The 17,550-nt window shown below is 56.4% G+C and carries 18 protein-coding genes and 1 tRNA gene; 11 read left to right on the plus strand and 8 right to left on the minus strand.

Annotation, left to right across the window (positions count from 1 at the left end):
• Positions 1-33: 33 nt before the first annotated feature.
• From murA to HEQ72_RS04310, 4 genes are all read left to right on the plus strand, one after another.
• Entirely contained in the window at positions 34-1,335 is a 1,302-nt protein-coding gene (gene murA, locus HEQ72_RS04295) for a UDP-N-acetylglucosamine 1-carboxyvinyltransferase (RefSeq protein ID WP_168019815.1), read from the plus strand.
• 170 nt (positions 1,336-1,505) lie between these two features.
• Positions 1,506-1,784, plus strand: coding sequence for a hypothetical protein (locus HEQ72_RS04300; protein WP_168019621.1), 279 nt, complete (start codon positions 1,506-1,508; stop codon positions 1,782-1,784).
• 164 nt (positions 1,785-1,948) lie between these two features.
• Positions 1,949-2,473, plus strand: a complete 525-nt coding sequence (locus HEQ72_RS04305; RefSeq protein WP_168022689.1) for a UPF0262 family protein — start codon at positions 1,949-1,951, stop codon at positions 2,471-2,473.
• 3 nt (positions 2,474-2,476) lie between these two features.
• Entirely contained in the window at positions 2,477-2,929 is a 453-nt protein-coding gene (locus HEQ72_RS04310; RefSeq protein WP_168019618.1) for a low molecular weight phosphatase family protein, read from the plus strand.
• Here the strand turns inward: HEQ72_RS04310 and HEQ72_RS04315 are convergent.
• Entirely contained in the window at positions 2,926-4,512 is a 1,587-nt protein-coding gene (locus HEQ72_RS04315; protein ID WP_168022651.1) for an HD domain-containing phosphohydrolase, read from the minus strand. The genes HEQ72_RS04310 and HEQ72_RS04315 overlap by 4 nt on opposite strands.
• On the minus strand, positions 4,509-6,362 hold the full coding sequence (locus tag HEQ72_RS04320; RefSeq protein WP_168022652.1) for an ATP-binding protein: 1,854 nt from the start codon (positions 6,360-6,362) through the stop codon (positions 4,509-4,511). Before HEQ72_RS04320 ends, HEQ72_RS04315 begins: the two co-directional genes overlap by 4 nt.
• Before the next feature lie 323 nt (positions 6,363-6,685).
• On the opposite strand from HEQ72_RS04320, the gene infA reads away from it, so the two are divergent.
• From infA to HEQ72_RS04345, 5 genes are all read left to right on the plus strand, one after another.
• The gene (gene infA, locus HEQ72_RS04325; RefSeq protein WP_066135009.1) at positions 6,686-6,904 is read left to right on the plus strand and encodes a translation initiation factor IF-1; all 219 of its coding nucleotides are present in this window, start codon (positions 6,686-6,688) and stop codon (positions 6,902-6,904) included.
• Positions 6,905-6,957: 53 nt separating this feature from the next.
• Positions 6,958-7,536 carry a Maf family protein gene (locus HEQ72_RS04330; RefSeq protein WP_245183091.1) on the plus strand — a complete coding sequence of 193 codons (579 nt, stop codon included), beginning with the start codon at positions 6,958-6,960 and terminating at the stop codon, positions 7,534-7,536.
• A gap of 5 nt (positions 7,537-7,541) precedes the next feature.
• The gene (locus HEQ72_RS04335) at positions 7,542-8,873 is read left to right on the plus strand and encodes a ribonuclease E/G (RefSeq protein ID WP_168022653.1); all 1,332 of its coding nucleotides are present in this window, start codon (positions 7,542-7,544) and stop codon (positions 8,871-8,873) included.
• Positions 8,873-9,109, plus strand: a complete 237-nt coding sequence (locus HEQ72_RS04340) for a DNA gyrase inhibitor YacG (protein WP_168022654.1) — start codon at positions 8,873-8,875, stop codon at positions 9,107-9,109. The genes HEQ72_RS04335 and HEQ72_RS04340 overlap by 1 nt, the downstream gene beginning before the upstream one ends.
• Before the next feature lie 103 nt (positions 9,110-9,212).
• Positions 9,213-9,288, plus strand: a tRNA-Phe gene (locus HEQ72_RS04345).
• A gap of 124 nt (positions 9,289-9,412) precedes the next feature.
• On the opposite strand, the gene HEQ72_RS04350 is transcribed toward HEQ72_RS04345, so the two are convergent.
• A complete protein-coding gene (locus HEQ72_RS04350; RefSeq protein WP_168022655.1) occupies positions 9,413-9,655 on the minus strand; it encodes a hypothetical protein in 243 nt (80 codons plus the stop codon).
• Positions 9,656-9,720: 65 nt separating this feature from the next.
• Between HEQ72_RS04350 and HEQ72_RS04355 the strand changes: the two genes are divergently transcribed.
• The gene (locus HEQ72_RS04355) at positions 9,721-9,900 is read left to right on the plus strand and encodes a hypothetical protein (protein WP_168022656.1); all 180 of its coding nucleotides are present in this window, start codon (positions 9,721-9,723) and stop codon (positions 9,898-9,900) included.
• Positions 9,901-10,193: 293 nt separating this feature from the next.
• On the opposite strand, the gene HEQ72_RS04360 is transcribed toward HEQ72_RS04355, so the two are convergent.
• The 4 genes from HEQ72_RS04360 to HEQ72_RS04375 form a co-directional block, all read right to left on the minus strand.
• On the minus strand, positions 10,194-10,985 hold the full coding sequence (locus HEQ72_RS04360; RefSeq protein WP_168019606.1) for an amino acid ABC transporter ATP-binding protein: 792 nt from the start codon (positions 10,983-10,985) through the stop codon (positions 10,194-10,196).
• Positions 10,982-12,124, minus strand: a complete 1,143-nt coding sequence (locus HEQ72_RS04365) for an amino acid ABC transporter permease (RefSeq protein ID WP_168022657.1) — start codon at positions 12,122-12,124, stop codon at positions 10,982-10,984. The genes HEQ72_RS04360 and HEQ72_RS04365 overlap by 4 nt, the downstream gene beginning before the upstream one ends.
• On the minus strand, positions 12,124-13,305 hold the full coding sequence (locus HEQ72_RS04370; protein ID WP_168019603.1) for an amino acid ABC transporter permease: 1,182 nt from the start codon (positions 13,303-13,305) through the stop codon (positions 12,124-12,126). Before HEQ72_RS04370 ends, HEQ72_RS04365 begins: the two co-directional genes overlap by 1 nt.
• A 204-nt stretch (positions 13,306-13,509) precedes the next feature.
• Positions 13,510-14,535, minus strand: coding sequence for an amino acid ABC transporter substrate-binding protein (locus HEQ72_RS04375; protein ID WP_168022658.1), 1,026 nt, complete (start codon positions 14,533-14,535; stop codon positions 13,510-13,512).
• Positions 14,536-14,865: 330 nt separating this feature from the next.
• Between HEQ72_RS04375 and rnd the strand changes: the two genes are divergently transcribed.
• Entirely contained in the window at positions 14,866-16,038 is a 1,173-nt protein-coding gene (gene rnd / locus HEQ72_RS04380) for a ribonuclease D (protein WP_168019600.1), read from the plus strand.
• Between the two features lie 12 nt (positions 16,039-16,050).
• Here rnd and HEQ72_RS04385 read toward each other — a convergent pair whose 3' ends face one another.
• Positions 16,051-17,544 carry a Ppx/GppA family phosphatase gene (locus HEQ72_RS04385; RefSeq protein WP_168019598.1) on the minus strand — a complete coding sequence of 498 codons (1,494 nt, stop codon included), beginning with the start codon at positions 17,542-17,544 and terminating at the stop codon, positions 16,051-16,053.
• Positions 17,545-17,550: the final 6 nt, after the last annotated feature.

The following is a 17,550-nucleotide window of genomic DNA, read 5'->3' on the forward strand; positions in this document are numbered from 1 at the left end:
GTAGAGCGCCCCCGGCAGGAGCAGCGCGGAGGGATGGATCGCATCCGCATCGTCGGGGGAACGCCCCTGCGCGGAACGATCCCGATCGGTGGCGCGAAGAATGCAGCCTTGCCCCTGATGGCGGCGGCACTCCTGACCGAGGAGACCTTGCGTCTGACCAACCTGCCGCATCTGGCGGATATCACCACCATGGCGCACCTGCTGGCCCAGCACGGAACCAGTATGCACCTGAACGGGGGTGAGGGCGGTGTCGGCAGTGCATCAGGCCGTGTGCTGGAGTTGCAGGCTGCCGATATAACCAGCCTGACGGCACCCTATGACCTTGTTCGGAAAATGCGGGCCAGCGTTCTGGTTCTGGGGCCGTTGCTGGCGCGTTTTGGTGCATGTCGTGTTTCATTGCCCGGAGGATGTTCCATCGGAACCAGGCCCGTGGATCTGCATCTGAAGGCCATGGAAGCACTCGGGGCTGAGATTTCGCTGGACGAGGGATATATCAACGCCCGTATCCGTGATGATCTGAATGGCCGTTTGCGCGGCGGCACCATCATGTTTCCTGCCGTCACCGTTGGCGGAACAGAGAATGCCTTGATGGCAGCCTGCCTGGCCGAGGGCGAGACTGTGATCATGAACGCGGCCCAGGAGCCGGAAATTGCGGATCTGGCCAATTGCTTGACCCTGATGGGTGCCAGTATTTCCGGGATTGGCTCCAATTGCTTGCGGGTCGAGGGCGTGTCGTCCCTGCACGGGACAGAATATTCGGTTTTGCCCGATCGCATTGAAACCGGGACGTATGCTATTGCGGCGGCCATTACACGTGGTGATGTGGAGCTGGTCGGTGCCAATTCTGCAGCCTTGGGCGCAGTCTTTTCTGCCCTGAACGAATGTGGCGTTGAGGTGATTGAAACCTCGCGTGGGGTTCGTATCCGCGCTGATGGTGCCGAGATACGGGGCATTGATCTGATGACCGAGCCCTATCCCGGCTTCCCCACCGATATGCAGGCCCAGTTCATGGCCCTGATGGCAACGGCCAACGGGGCGTCAATGATTACCGAGACAATTTTCGAGAACCGGTTCATGCATGTGCCGGAGCTGTGCCGCATGGGGGCCAGAATAAATGTACACGGGGCTTCTGCCATTGTGCGCGGTATGCCCCGTCTTTCCGGTGCCCCGGTGATGGCCACTGACCTTAGGGCCTCTGTTTCCCTTGTTCTGGCCGGTCTGGCTGCTGAAGGGGAGACTATTGTGAACCGTATTTACCACCTTGACCGCGGTTACGAGCGTCTGGAAGCCAAGCTTGCCGCCTGCGGTGCCAATATAGAGCGTTTACGTGGCTGATTCTTTACTGTGTGTTGTGCTGTGGTCTTATTCTCGTCCACCGGGAAAGACCACGGCTTCAGAAAGGCCCGCCCCCCTTTATTGCCCGGGGGTGCGTGCTATAGTCGGGCAGCGGCAAAGGCCGGTGTGTGGCATCCGCGTAGCGCGGGGCCGGGTGAGATGAGGGGTTAATGGCCAAGCCCAAGTCCAAGCCCAAGCTGGGGTCTCGTGCAGAGAATATCCAGGAATTGAAGCGTCTGCAGGAGATGTATAACGCCTTGCCGCCCGGCAAGAAGAAGGCGATGCAAAAGCCTATCCAGGAACGTATGGATCAGTTGAACGCGGCCATAAACAGCGGCGGCGGGGCTGTTGTTTCTGCCCTGCAGACCATTGTTCTGGTTGTTCTGGTTGCGATCATCGCCTTGGGTCTCGGGTTCTTTGGTATCTCGTACTACGTACGGTTCCGGTAGAACTTTCGCAGTCTTTTCCATGTGCTGCCTTGACAAGATGTTGTGGTGTGGCAAACCTTGCCGGGCCGGCACCTTCATTGCTGGCAGTTCTTGGGAGAGACTATGGCTTGCCGATTGTTTCATACAGGACGGTATTTGACCCTGTCCGGGAGCTGTGCCTCTTGATGCCGGGGTCAGGAAATGACGGTGTGAAGACACCGGCGGTTCTTGCTGTAGACAAGAACAGGATTGTCTCTGTTTATCTGGATGAGAAAATCGTGCGCAGCCGCAGGCCGGAGGTCGAGCATGAGCGGCGTGTGGCCATTTACGATCTTATCGAGGACAACACGTTCCGTGTGTCAGGTGCGGGGAATGAAGGTCCGTACAGTCTTCACCTTTCCGTTGAAGGAGAGAAGCTGTATTTTGATGTCAGGACGGAAGGCGATGTACCAATAGAAACGTTTTTTCTGTCCCTGAAAGGATTCCGGGCTGTGATCCGGGAGTATTTCATGGTTTGCGACAGCTACTACGGGGCCATCCGCACGGCTGCATCGTCGCGTATCGAAGCGGTTGATGCAGGGCGACGGAGCCTCCACAACGAGGGAGCATCGATGTTGCGCCAGCAGCTTTCCGATGCCGGTATTGATATTGACCTGGATACGGCCCGCCGCTTGTTCACCTTGGTCTGCGTCCTGCACGCGCGGAGTTGAGGGGTGGAGCGGAGCGATCCATCGGCTGTCTTGTTCGTCTGCACGATGAACTCCATTCGTTCTCCCATGGCGGCAGCCATCCTGCGTCATCTGTATGGAAAAAAAATCTACGTTGATTCAGCCGGCGTTCGTTGTGGCCAGCTGGATGGCTTCGCGGTTGCTGTTATGGCCGAAATTGGTATTGACGTGTCGCGCCATAGCCCCAAGACGTTTGATGACTTGGATGATGACAGCTTTGACCTGGTGATTTCCCTGTCGCCCGAAGCGCAACACAAGGCCGTTGAGCTGACCCGCACGGTGGCGTGTGATGTCGAGTTCTGGCACACGTTCGATCCTTCTGTCGTTGAAGGATCGCGGGAGGTAAGGCTGGATGCATACCGTCAGGTGCGTGACGAGCTGATCAAGCGGATCCGGGACCGGTTTGGCCCCCCTCCCGAGAGCACGGGCAGCGTCTAGAAAATATCGTCGCGGTATCGATCGCGGGCTTCCAGAAGGTCCGGCAGCTTCTCGAAAAGAATACGGACCAGGGATGGATCAAACTGGGTTCCCGAACTCTCCTCGAAGTATTGTAGAATACGTTCGAGTGGCCACGCCTTCTTGTACACGCTGTCACTGGCAAGGCTGTCGAACACATCGGCGATAGCCGTAATGCGGGCGGGCAGGGGAATGATCTTCCCGGACAGGCGTCTTGGATATCCTGTCCCATCCCAGCGTTCGTGGTGCCCGCCGGCGATAATGGCGGCGCATTTCAGAATTTCCAGGTCAGACTGGATCAGCATGTCCTCGCCAATAATGGCGTGGGTTTTCATGACTTCCCACTCTTCATCGGTCAACTTGCCGGGTTTGTTCAAGATGGCATCCGGAATGCCGATCTTGCCGACATCATGTAACGGAGAGGCTGCCAGCAGAACCTGTGCATCCCGGCGCGGCATGCCTGCTGCCAGTGCCAGAATCCAGGAGTATTCCGCTACACGCCGCACATGCTGGCTGCTTTCCATGGCCCGGGTTTCCACGGCTTCTCCCAGGCGTTGGACAACCTCTTTCTGGGTACGCTCCACAAGATCGATCAAGTTGTAGTTGTCCATGGCATAGGCCATGGTCCGGCAAAAGATATCAAGAACGGGTCGCTGGGGAATGGACGTGGCATCAACGCCGTCCAGCATCAGGATATTCTTGATCTCGACCGAGCTGCGGAAACTGGCCAGTGCCATGGTCCCATCCATGGCGAAATGACCGTTCTCCGGGATCTTGCTTTCCAGGCGTTTCAGGTCATCCGGCAGGTCCGGGCGAAGGTCTTCCAGCCGCCCGGTCAGGGGTGGGCTGTAACGTCCCGCTCCCGCCATGATAGCAATTTTCCCTGTGCGGCGTTGAACACTCAACACCAGCCCGTGCATGGGGGATTCAGTTGTTGTCTCATGTAGATGCAGAAGATCATGAAACAGGTGCAGTGCGGTTTCTGCAAACCGGTTGGCCGGCTGATAGGAAAACAGAGATCCGGCTCCGTTCAGGATCAGGTCAAGTCCGCGCTGGGTTGCTTCCAGGGTCTTGATATCTCTCCAGGACCGTAGACAGGAAAAAAACAGGGTATGCAGCTTGCGGGCTGTCAGCTCGGTTTTTTCCTTGTAGTCATTGATGTCGTAGGTGGTGATAACCTCCCGTTCCGGTGCTTGTCCCGGCTGTCCGGTGCGTAGCACAATCCGGACATCGGTATTGCCCAGTCCGTTCCGTATCCATTGAGCCAAGTCCAGGCCGGCGTGCTCCGTCTCCATCACGACATCCAGCAGGATAACGGCGATATCGCTGCGCAACTCGAGTATTTTGCGTGCCTCGGCTGCGGACATGGCGTTGATGATTTCAAGGGGGCGGTCTGCGAACCGGAATCCGGCCAAGGCCAGTTCCGTAACGCGATGCACCTCGGGCTCGTCATCGACAATCAGAACCGGCCAGCCGTTTGCAACGGTGGATGCAACCTCGTCTGCCCCCTGTTTTTTCTTTTTTCGCGGGGATTTGGGGCTGAGCATGGGGGATTTTCCGCTCATGATACATGGCCCTCCTCGTGAGGGGTCAGGGACGGCAGGACAATCCTGAAAGACAGTCCCTCTCCGGGTGGGCTGCTGTAGTGCATTTGCCCTCCCAGAGCTCCGGTCACAATGTTGTAGACAATATGCAGGCCCAGCCCGGTTCCACCGCTGCCGCGCTTCGTCGTAAAGAAAGGTTCGGTCAAGCGGGACAGGTGTTCAGGGCTGACGCCGGTGCCGTTATCCGACACGGTGATCTCTGTCATGCCGGTTCCCGGCGTTTCCTGGCGGGCCGTAATCCACACCGTGTTGCTATCCTTTTTTTCGGGAAAGGCATGGGTCAGGGCGTTCATAACCAGATTGGTCATAACCTGCCCCAATGGCCCCGGATGTGTGGACAGGCTGATGTTATCCGGAATATCCGTTTCCACGCGAACCCCGGACTGGCGGATTCGGGGCGTCAGGCTGACAACAACATCCTTGATATGCTGCTTCAGATTGATCTTGCGGATTTCTTCGCTGGAGCTGTTGGTGGCAATATTCTTGAAGGATCGTACCAGTTCGGCAGCGCGTTCGATGTTTCCCAGAACCATCCTGATGGTTTCTTTTGCGCCACTCATGAAGTTTTCGAAGGTCTCGGAGTCCAAGTCTTCGCGCTCATAACAAGCTTCCAGCTCGCTGATAGACTCATCCAGAAGCGAGGCTGCGGTCAACCCAACGCCAACAGGGGTGTTGATTTCATGGGCAATGCCGCTGACCAGGCTGCCAAGGGATGCAAGCTTCTCAGATTCAACCAGTTCTTTCTGGGTGCGTTGCAGGTCTTCCAGGCTCTTGCGCAGGGCTGTGTTGGCTGTCTGGGCGGCATGGTGGGCGTCCCTGATCTCGATCTCAACCTGTATGCGTTTGGTCATGTCGGTGCATGTAATCACCGTGCCCCCAATATCATGCGGCATTGGAATACCTTCAAGTTCCACGATATGGCCGTTATGTCGTTGCAGTGCAAGACTGAAGGGAACGTAACGGCCTTTTTCATCCTTTACGGCTTGTGGAAGGGGGGCCAAGTCCTGCCCGCTTTTTCCACTTTGTGTAATGGAGAGCAGGGGCGTGCCAACGGTGCTGCACCGCGCGGGCAGGCCAAGGATCTTCAGGAATTGAGGGTTACACAGTGCCAGCTGATTGTCCGCATCAAAACACCCAACGCCACGACTGATGTTATTGAGAACAGCCTCCATCAGGGCGCTTTGCACCTGGATCTGGTGTGTGCGTTCCTCGATCTGACGTTCCAGGGATTCGTTAAGAAGCCGCAGCTCTTCTTCTGCTTCGCGCCGCAGCTTTGCTTGCCATACGGTGCCAAGAACATCGCAGAGATAGGTGGCAAAAGCACGCTCCTCTGCACTCCAGGTTGGTCTTGGCGTTTCGGTCGTCATGCCAAAAAGCCCGATAACTCGACCGTTGGAGTAGATATGGGCCCCGAGATGGGCTTGGCTTTGTGCCGAGATGGCACCGGCCTGAATCATAACGGACAGGGGGGCACGGTGTTCGGGCATGGTCAGGATCGTTAACCGCTGTCGGTCCAGATCATGGATATAGTCGGGAAGCAGGGAGACCTGAAAAGGAGCGCAGCGGCCATGGCCCTCTTCCATCGGCGCGTAAATGTCCTGACATATCAATTCACTGCGGATTTCGTTATAAAGCCATATGCCGGCCTGTTCTACTTCCAGTGATGTTACGGCCAGCTCGGTCATACTGCGGGCGGCTTCCACGAAAGAGCCATTGGAGATGGACGAGTGGCGCGGCACAACCTGCATTGCGTTCATCATGCGCCGCAATGGCTCTGCAACAGCTCTGGAGGACCGATCTGGAACAGCCATCAGGAACACGCACCCTGCCGGACAAGACCATGCGTGCACATGGTCTGGTTCACTATGCGGTTCTGTTTTGTATCAGGCAAATAACGCCCGGAAGGTTCTTTCAGTATGGGCAAAAGCAGGAATTGGTAAAAAGTGTGGACGAAAGGCCATATTCGGGGTTCTATGGAGCCATTCAGGCCCAATGCCCCTGTGTTGTGGTGCGGTGTGTTGTGTGTCCCGGATACATTCGTGCCGGTCCCGTGGTCAAAGAGCTTGACCGCGCGGCGGCTTTTTAACATTTATGTGATGCAGTTTTACTGGCACGTGCCAAATCAGGAGCAAGAATGTCCAAGGAAGATTCCCTCGAGTTTATGGGAGAAGTCACAGAGCTGCTGTCTAACGCCATGTTTCGTGTGAAGCTTGATAACGATCACGAGATTATCGCCCACACATCCGGGCGTATGCGGAAGAACAGAATCCGTGTCCTGAAGGGTGACCGCGTTACGGTCGAAATGACCCCCTACGACCTCGATAAAGGTCGTATTACGTTCCGCTTCAAATAGGCATGCCGGTTTTGCAGGAAGAGCGGCCGGTGTCTGGCATGGATAGGTCGTGCATGCCATCGCACCTTGTTCTGGCCTCTGCGTCTCCTCGTCGCCTTGATCTTTTGTCCCGTATTGGCTTGGTGCCTGCGGCTGTTGATCCCGCTGAAATCGACGAAACTCCCCTGAAGCAAGAAGGGCCCCGGCCGTATGCCCTTCGTTTGGCCCGTGCCAAGGCCGAAGCTGTTGCGCCGCGCCATCACGGGGCCTTTGTGCTTGCTGCGGATACGGTTGTGGCGTGCGGGGCGCGCATTCTGCCAAAAGCAGAAGATGCGGATACGGCGCGTCGTTGTCTGTCCCTGTTGTCCGGCCGTCGTCACCGCGTCTACACCGGCGTCTGTGTGGTAGCCCCCGATGGCCGTCTGGCCTTGCGTGTTGTCCAGACTGTCGTTGGTTTTGCAGTTCTTTCACCTGACCGTGTGCAACAGTATATCGATTCCGGCGAATGGGACGGGAAGGCGGGGGGTTATGCTATCCAGGGCATGGCCGAGGTCTTTGTGAAAGGCTTGCATGGGTCTTGGTCCAATGTTGTGGGGCTGCCCTTGCGCGAGACAGATTGTCTTCTGGCTGGCTTGGGCTTTCGCCGGGGGTAAGGCTGATGGCAGCATCCGGACGTGTGGCCTTGGTCAGTCGTAGTCCGGGGGAAACCCGGGTTGCTCTTGTCGAGGGTGGGTCCGTGGTTGAGATTCACCTTTTCCGTGACTGCCGTCCGGTGGTCGGGTCTGTCGTCCCAGGTCTTGTGATTCAGTCCTTGCCAGCCTGCCAAGCTGTTCTGGTTGATATCGGGGCGGAGGATCCGGGGTTCTTGCCTGTAAAGGGTGGCCCCGGTCGCACCCCGTTACCTGAAGGAACCCGGATTCCGGTGCAGGTTGTGCACGAACCCCGACGGGGAAAGGGTGCGCGACTTGGTTTGGATATGTCGATTGCCGGGCATGGTCTTGTTCTGACACCGTCCCGTCCGGGGCTTACGTTTTCTTCTGGTCTTCGTGACCCTGGGCAAAGGGAGCAGCTGCAGGCGTGCCTTTTGCCCGTCCTCTGTGCCGGGGAGGGGCTTGTCGTGCGTCCCGAAGCCTGCTCCATGCAGGCAGATGCCCTGATCCGGGAGCTTGATACCCTGAGAGCACGCTACCAGGCTGTTTTGGCGGGCGGTGCGGATTGTCCTTTGCCCTTGTCTGTTGCGTTGTCAGGCCGGCAGGTTGAGGACGTTGTGTGTGATGATGCCGACCTTCTTCTGAAGGTGCGTTCTGCTGGCTTTGCTGTGCGTCTCTGGGATGGTCCAGGGTCCTTGTTGTCGACGGTTGATTATGATGCTGTCCTCGGGAGTGCACTTGCGCGGAGTGTTCCTCTCGGGGCCAAGGGATGTTTGTGGATTGAGCCAACAGCGGCGCTGACAGCCATTGATGTTGACTCAGGCGGGGATGATCCAGACGAGGTCAATGCCCGTGCTGTTGCCGCGATCGCGCGGCATGTTCGGTTGCGTGCCCTGGCCGGGATGATCGTTGTTGATTTTATTGCCCCGCAGCGCGGTGGGGCCCGCCCTGCCAAGAAAGCCTTGGCCCGGGCGCTGGCCGACGCTTTGTCTGCGGATTGCGTTCCCTCAACGGTACTGGGTGTTTCGGGGCTGGGACTTGTGGAAATTCGTCGCGACCGGACCCGGACTCCCCTTGGGGAAATCATGCTCTCCTCCGCGCAGGAGGGGGATGCGGACATCCTGCCTGAAACCAGTGCGCTGGACAGTCTGCGTGCCGCTCTTGACGTGCTACGTTCAACCCGGGCTGCGCGTGTTTCTCTCAGGGTATCCCCCGTTATTCATGCCTTGTTGACAGGGCGCCTTGCTCCGGCCTTGGAAGAGGCCGGGCGCAAGGCGGGCTCTCCTGTTGGCCTAGAGATTGTTCCTTCTTACCCAGCCAGCCGTTACGAGGTTACATAATGTCCAGTTCCTCTGATGACTCACGGCCTGTTGCGTGTGTCGAACCTGTTCGTGTGTCGGCAGCTTGTTGCCCTGAGTGCAAGAAGCCTGTTGATCCGCGTTATCGGCCTTTCTGTTCCAAGCGTTGTGCTGATGTTGATTTGCATCGCTGGATGAGCGAAAGCTACCGTGTTCCTGTGCTGGATGCGCCAGAGCAGGCAGGAGATACAGGTGGTTCGCCTGACGATAAAAAATAAAATGAATTGTGAAAACAGGCTGGACAGGAACAGGTTAATTTCCTATAAGCGTGCTCCCGACGCACTTGTTGTCTTAAGAAGAAAACTGGTTCGTGTTTAAAGGGCCCAGATAGCTCAGTTGGTAGAGCATGCGACTGAAAATCGCAGTGTCGGTGGTTCGATCCCGCCTCTGGGCACCATTATAGCCCCTGAAACCAAAACGGTTTCAGGGGCTTTTCATTAATCTTGCCGATAACGCACGTTCTTGTCGATCCCGCTTGCAGCGTGGGGCATGTGCCTGTCAGCGCATATTATCTTGTTGGATCATATGGGCTTCGTGTCACTCTTTTCATGAAAAAGAGGTAGAGGAAGGGTTGCATACCATTGTTGGGGGCGGCACATCTGGCGGTCTTGAAGATTGGTGGCATCCTTTTGGGGCTGGATGGGCAGGCTGTCCCGGGTGAAAAAAAGGGCAATGAATTCCTGACGGAAAAAATTGGTGGGTCCACTGGCGCTGTGAACCTGAAAATCAGGCGAGGACAGGGTGAGTCTGTTATCACTCTTCATCCGCTGCAGACGTGCTCATTTCCCGTATTTCTGGCTGCAAATGATGCTGTCAACGCCTTAACCGCATGGGCGGTTATCTTGTTGACTCTGTTCTGGATGTGTTTCTGGAAGGTACAGGGGCTGCCGCTAGGCTTGACGAGCAAGGGCTGCCGGGGCTCATGCACAGGATTTTGAAGAAGAAGCCGATTGCATGGGCGTTTGTTACGCTGCACGATCTCTGGTTACGACGTGAAAGGGGCCGCTGACGTGTGCGACTTCCACCCCTATGGCTATTCATCTTTCTGATTTCACACATCCTTCTACGGCCAAGGGCAACTGAAGTCGTCCGGAAAGTGGTAGAGAGTAAGCCTGTCCGTCCGAACGAGAGCAAGGACAAGGAAGATACGCCAAGTACCGATGCAGTGTCATTCGATGGCTAGGATCTGGTATCCCCGGAAGGACCAGCACGTTTCTTCATACGCTTACACGCAAGAAAAAGAGCAAGCCCTTTCTCTATACAGGGCTTGCTCTGATTTCGCAGGGTGTTTCCGTTTTCGGGTCAGTGGTGCTGGATAATCTGGCTGAGGAACTGTTTGGTCCGCTCTTCCTTTGGGCTGTTGAACAGCTGTTGAGGGGGAGCCATTTCAACAATCGTACCGTCGGCCATGAAAACAACTGTATCCGCCACCGAGCGGGCAAAGCCCATTTCATGGGTGACGCACACCATGGTCATGCCTTCCTGTGCAAGCTCAGTCATGACATCCAGAACTTCCTTGATCATTTCGGGATCCAAGGCTGACGTCGGTTCGTCAAAGAGCATGATATCCGGCTTCATGCACAGTGCGCGGGCAATTGCGACGCGCTGTTGCTGCCCTCCTGATAACTGGCCAGGGTATTTGTTGGCCTGATCGGGAATTTTGACGCGCCCCAGATAGTACATGGCCACATCAACGGCTTCCTTGCGGGGAACCTTTTTGACCCACGTCGGTGCCAGGACAAGGTTCTCCAGAACCGTCAGGTGCGGGAACAGATTAAAGGACTGGAACACCATACCAACATCGCGTCGGATGGCCTCAATCGCACGGACATCATTGGTCAGTTCCGTGCCATTGACCATAATGACGCCCGCCTGATGTTCCTCCAGGCGATTGATGCAGCGGATCATGGTTGACTTTCCCGATCCCGAAGGACCGCAGACAACAACGCGTTCACCTTTGCGGATCACAAGATTGATATCACGCAGGACATGAAACTGACCGTACCATTTGTTGACATTGGTCAGGCTGATAACGATTTCCTCACCGGGTTTGCGCTGGGACGCGGCGTTGGTGGAGGTGTTGTGGTCGCTCATCGGCGAACTCCCGTATTCAGGTGACGCTCCAGATACAGGCTGTAGCGGGACATGAAGAAGCTGAAGGCGAAGTAAATCAAGGCTGTAAAGACGTATGCCTCTACGTAGAACGGGCGCCATGCCGGATCGGTCATGGCTGTCTTTGCTGTGGTCAACAGGTCATACAGCCCGATAATGATAACCAGCGATGTATCCTTGAACATGGAAATAAACTGGTTCACCAGTGGCGGAATAACAATGCGGATAGCCTGGGGCAGGATGATCAACCGTGTCTTCTGCCAGTAGCCGAGTCCAAGGGCATCAGCGGCTTCATACTGCCCCCGTGGTAACGACTGAAGCCCGCCACGAATGGCCTCTGCCAGATAGGCGCCTGTGAACAGGGTAATGCCGACAAGGGCACGTAGTAGTTTATCGATCGTTGTTCCTTCGGGCAGGAACAACGGCAGCATGACCGATGCCATAAACAAGACAGAAATCAGCGGTACACCGCGAATCAGTTCGATGTAGATAACGCTGATTGATTTGATGATCGGCAGTTCCGAGCGTCTGCCAAGGGCAGCCAGAACACCAATAGGAAACGCCAGTCCAATGCCGATGACAGACAAGAGCAGTGTCAGGGGTAGACCACCCCAGCGATCATTGCTGACCCGGGTCATGCCTAGAATGCCACCCCACATCAGTATGGCGCACAGGGGAAGGGTTACGATCCACACCAGGGCCAAGGTCGGTCCCCAGAAACGCGGATTGCAGGTTATGGCCAGTGCGATGATAAAGAGGACAGTCGCTGTGATCGGGCGCCAGTGCTCCTCATATGGGTAAAGCCCAAACAGTATAAAGCGGTGTTTCTGCTCAATGACCGCCCAGCAGGCGCCTGCTCCGGAGACTTTGCAGGCATCCGGTGTTGCGGAAGACCAGATGGCATTGATGAAAGCCCAGTTCAGCAGTCCAGGCATGATCTGTACCAACAGTCCCAGGCACAGAAGGGTCATGATGGTGTTGGATGTCGAACTGAAAAGGTTCTGCCGCGCCCACCCCAGGACATGCATGGAACGCATCTGGGGAGAGCCTGGGTAAACACTGACCGGTTCTTCAATGTGGGAAAGGGCATCGCCCGGACGGGGGTCTCGTTCGGTATTCATCACCGTCCTCCCCGCAATGCTATATGACCGTTATACCAGTTCATAAAGGCCGAAATGCTCAAGGATATTGTCAGATACACTGCCATGATGATGGCAACCCCCTCTACGGCTTGGCCGGTTTGGTTGATTGCCGTATTCGCAACGCTGACAAGGTCAGGGTAGCCAATGGCAACAGCCAGGGAGGAGTTCTTGACGAGGTTCAGGTATTGGCTCGTCAAGGGTGGGATGATGACGCGCAACGCCTGTGGAAGCAGGATAAGCCTCATCACGCGTGAACGTTTAAGGCCCAGGGCGACGGCAGCTTCGGTTTGCCCCCAAGGAACAGCGCTGATACCGCCGCGGACAATCTCGGCGATAAAGGTGCCCGTGTACAAGGTCAGACCAGTCAGGAGCGCTGTAAATTCGGGAGACAGATTAGCCCCGCCCCGGAAGTTGAAGCCCCGCAGGACAGGGGTGCTGATTTCAGTCGGTGCACCGCCTGCCAGCCACCCCAATACCGGGAAAATAATCATCAGCCCCAAGGCGGGCAGCAAGACCCCCGGGCGTTGACCGGTTGCATTTTGTATGCGTGTGGCGCGTACATTAAGGAAGAAAGCAACAACAAGGGCGGCAAAAAAGCCAACGACGGCGATGGTGTGTCCGGTTTCCCAGACAGGCCATGGAATTTTTATGCCACGGTTCGAAAGGAAAACGCCTTCCAGCGGCTGAAGTGCTTGTTTCGGGTTGGGCAACGCTTCCGTGATCAGGGCGTACCAGAAAAAAAGCTGTAGCAGCAGGGGAATATTGCGCAAGCCTTCGACGTATATGCCGGCAATACGGGCAATGATCCAGTTGCTGGACAGGCGCGCGATACCAAACAATGTTCCTATAAATGTTGCCAGTATAATGCCGATAAGAGAAACCTTCAGCGTGTTCAGAAGGCCAGCAGCCAGAACCCTGAGGTAGCTATCAGCCGGGGAGTACTGAATAACGCTCTCGCTGATATCAAAGGCAGCTTCCCGTTCGAGAAACCCATACCCCGTCGCAATCTGCAACGCGGCAAGATTGCTCAGGGTGTTGTGTACCAGCCAGGCAATCAGTGCCGACACAGCACCGAGCACAAGCACCTGGGCAATGATTCCGCGTATGCGGACATCATTCAATAGGGCTCCGCCCGACCGGCTTTTTCCAGGTTCGGACATGGTTTGCGATCCCAAAGTTTATAAACAACAGCTCAAACAAAACGCGTGTGCCATTTATTGTGTCGCTGCCTTGCTACGCCATCCAGCGTTTCCCTGACTGTCTCTCGATAACATGTCAGAGGCGTGTCTGCACCCGCAACAAGAAAGACACAACCCGCCGGTCATCCTTCAAAGAGACCGGCGGGGTATTATACAGCGCCTATCCTAGCGGACAGGAGGGGCATACATAATGCCGCCTTTGTTCCATAGGGCATTGAGGCCCCGCTCCAGGCGCATTGGCGTCTTCAGTCCAACATTGGCTTCAAAGCTTTCGCCATAGTTGCCAACTTGCTTGATAATATTATACGCCCACTTTTCATCCAGGCCGAGGGCAGCGCCCATGCCAGGGGTTATCCCCAGAAGGCGCTTGGTATTTGGATCCGTAGCTGACTTCAACTGCTCATCCACGTTGGCAGATGTTATTCCCAGTTCCTCGGCATTCAGCATGGCATAGAACGACCAGCGGACAATATCGGTCCACTGGTTGTCACCATGACGGACAGATACGGCAAGCGGTTCTTTGGAGATAAGTTCGGGCAAGATCACATGTTCGGCCGGGTCAGGCACGTCATTGGCACGGATGGCGGCCAGCTGTGAAATGTCGGAGGTGATGGCATCGCAGCGCCCGGATGAGTAGGCTGCGCTGACTTCCTCGTACTTCTCAATCGTGACCGGGTTCATTTTCATGTTGTTGGCACGAAAATAGTCGGCGAGATTCTGCTCGGTGGTTGTTCCCGTCTGCACACAGACGGTTGCACCATCAAGTTCTTTCGCACTTTTCAAGCCCAGTCTCTTGTGTGCCATGAACCCCTGACCGTCATAGTAGTTGACGGCTGGAAAGTCCATGCCATTGGCCGTATCGCGCGAGAGGGTCCATGTCGTGTTGCGCGCCAGCAAGTCCACTTCGCCAGATTGTACGGCTGTAATGCGTTGCTGGGCTGACAGGGGAACGTATGACACCTTTGTAGCGTCACCGAAGACGGCTGCTGCGACAGCGCGACAGACATCCACATCGATTCCTGTCCACACGCCCTTTTCATTGGGCGTGGAGAACCCGGCCAGACCGGTATGCGACCCACACACAACGGCGCCACGCTTCTTGACAGCATCCAAGGTGGCCCCGGCAAGTGCGCCTGTCGTCGCAAGTGACACGGTAGCCGCAGCTGCAACGGCAATCAGTATTCTATTCATCCAACGAAGCCTCCGAGCACTATTGCATCTGTTTTTAGCGTTAGTTTGCATCTTTTTGTCAAGCGGGGCAACATTTTCAGAGCCTTCCCGATCCTCCCGCATCTGCCGAGGATATTAGACCGAGCCTGTAGGTTTGGAAAACCTAATTTCAGTGTGTCAAGCCGTAGTTGCATCATTTCAGGTGTTATGCGGCTGGTTATAAGCCGGTGGCTTCCGGGTCTCCCGTATCCAGAGAGGTACTCCGTTTGTATCTTCCTGCCGGATGGGTGGGCGCATCTTTCCGCAGGCCACGGATTGCAACGCTGTGCCTGTCACGCTATATGTTTCCGCATGAACGACACAAGCATCCTCATCACCGATACGCGGGCCTTGCAGGCCTTTTGTGACAGCCTCGCCGGTACACCTTTCATTACGGTGGATACCGAATTCATGAGGGAGAAGACCTACTGGCCGCAGCTCTGTCTGGTGCAGGTTGGCGGGCCTGATGAGGCACGCTGTATTGATCCCCTGGCGCCGGGTATTGATCTCGCTCCCTTGTTCGCCCTGATGCGTGACACGTCGGTTCTGAAAGTTTTCCATGCAGCCAGGCAGGACTTGGAAATATTCTATAATATGATGGGAACGTTCCCTACGCCGCTCTTTGATACCCAGGTCGCAGCCATGGTCTGCGGGTTCGGGGATTCGGTCGGCTATGAAACGCTGGCCAGCAAACTGGCAAAGGTGTCTATCGACAAGTCCATGCGCTTTACGGATTGGGCCAGACGTCCGCTGACAGACCAGCAGGTGTCTTATGCTTTGTCCGATGTTGTGCACTTGCGTGTTATATATGAAAAGCTGGCTGCCCGTCTGGAAGAAACCGGCCGGGCCCATTGGCTGGATGAGGAGATGGCTGTGCTGCTTGATCCTTCCAACTATCGTGTTGATCCGCCGGAAGCATGGAGGCGCCTCAAGACCCGGACCAAGACGCCCCGTTTTCTTGGCATTGTCCGTGAGCTTGCGGCATGGCGCGAGATTGAAGCCCAGACGCGTGATATTCCGCGTCAGCGTGTACTGCGGGATGAGGCTCTCCTTGAAATCGCAGCCCATGCTCCCCGTACGGTCGAGCAGCTGGAGCGGACGCGCGGTTTCGTCAAGGGGCAGGCAGAAGGAAACACGGGGCAGTCTATTCTGGAGGCTGTTGCCCGGGGCAAGGCCATGCCGGTGGAGGATCTTCCGATCCCTCCGTATCGTCGTGACCTGCCACCGGGTATTGGCCCGGCGACCGATCTGCTACGGGTTCTTCTGAAAATGCGGTGTGAAGAGCACGACGTGGCCCAGAAGCTGGTTGCCGACAGTGAAGACCTGGAGCTGATAGCCCTTGATGACAATGCGGACGTTCCGGCATTGAAGGGGTGGCGCCGTGATGTTTTCGGGGCTGATGCCTTGGCCTTGAAGAACGGTAGTCTTGCCCTCTGTCTGTCCCGTAACGGGCGGCGTGTTGAGGCCGTGGAAATAGAGGGGTGATTCACCCCTTTCCTAGATCTGTATAACCTGTCCTTTACACCCCTGCTCGTTGGCCAGTTTGTCCAGCTTCTTCCCGAAAAGTTCCGTGTAGTACACGGGGTCGGCTGCTGGTACGGCCAGAACAAGGTTCTTCTTGCCTTTTTCCAGCCGTGTTTGCGCCAGAATACCCGCCGCGCCGCCACTGATGGAGTGGCCAAGGCGTAGCGCAGCGCCAATAAGCCGTACACGTTTCAGGCGCTTGGCATCCAGAAGTTCCTGGGCCTGCTTGACAGCGGGCAGGGCGTCGCTGCTGCTGTACCGGTAGTAGACAGCCAAGGCCAACGCAGCCCTGTCAGTGTGGTTCAGGCCCATGAAGGGCAGGCGCAGGACTTTCAGGAATGCTTGTTCTGCCCGATAGTCCGGGTGTTCGCTCCAGAAAATATCCCCCAAAAGACATGCCGCATGGCGCAGGCGGTTCAGGTGCTTTGGCTCATCGGGGAACAGCGGGGCCATCCACTCCAGCAGCTCTCGCCCATGTTCAGGGAAGCGACCGGCGGCACGGGCCCATTCTGTGGCCGCAGACAGAAGGGGGTCACCGTCCTGCATCTTCTGTGGCAGATTCAGGAAAAACTGACCTTCGCGCATGCCATACACAGAGAACACCAGCGCATCGGGCTGAATCTCTTCCAGAAGGATATCCAGCAGCGTTGCGGCCAGTGGCAGATAAGGCAGGCGCCGTTTGGATACATGCCCCATTTTTTCCAGAGCGCGTTTGTTTTGCTGGGTTACCAGTGACACCATTTCGCGTGCGGTGTCGTAGGGCAGGGAAAAGTTGTCAAGGACATGCAGGGGGTAATCCATATGCTCGATAATGATCTGGGCCAATGCCCGCCATGATCCGCCGACGGCATACAGGTGGCGTCCCTTCCCGTGCTCCAGGAAGGTAACAGCAGCAAGGCGCTTGCGTATCAGGTTGCGCAGTTTGTTGCCACAGCTGTTGCCGGCGTTTTCGGCCAGGCGTAGAACCCCCAGAGCCAAGCTTATGAATTCCCCGGTATCGGGCTTGCTGTCTGGCGTTACCGTAACCAGCTCCAGGGAACCGCCCCCAAGGTCGGCCACCATGCCGTCTGCATCCGGGATGGAGCACAGCACCCCATAGGCAGCGCGGATCGCTTCTTCTTCCCCGCTGAGCAGGGTCACCGGCACACCGGTTCGTTTCTCGATTTTTTTCAGGAATTTGCGTCCGTCCGAGGCGTCCCGACAGGCTGCTGTTGCCAGAATATCCAGACGCTCTACATTCATGGCCCGGGCCAAGTGAACAAAGCGTTCGATAGATGCTGCAGCCATCGGCACCCCATCCGGGTTCAGACGTCCACGGCTTTCAATGCCGGCACCCAGGGCGCAGGTGGCTTTTTCATTGAACAGAGCCATCGGTGTCCGGTGAATACCGTCGTACACAACCAGTCGAACGGTGTTGGACCCGATATCGATGATGCCAACCGGCTTGCGGCAAATCCTGTCCTGCATATGTAT

Origin of the sequence: Haematospirillum sp. 15-248 (assembly GCF_012102665.1) — a bacterium.
Classification (GTDB): domain Bacteria; phylum Pseudomonadota; class Alphaproteobacteria; order Rhodospirillales; family Rhodospirillaceae; genus Haematospirillum.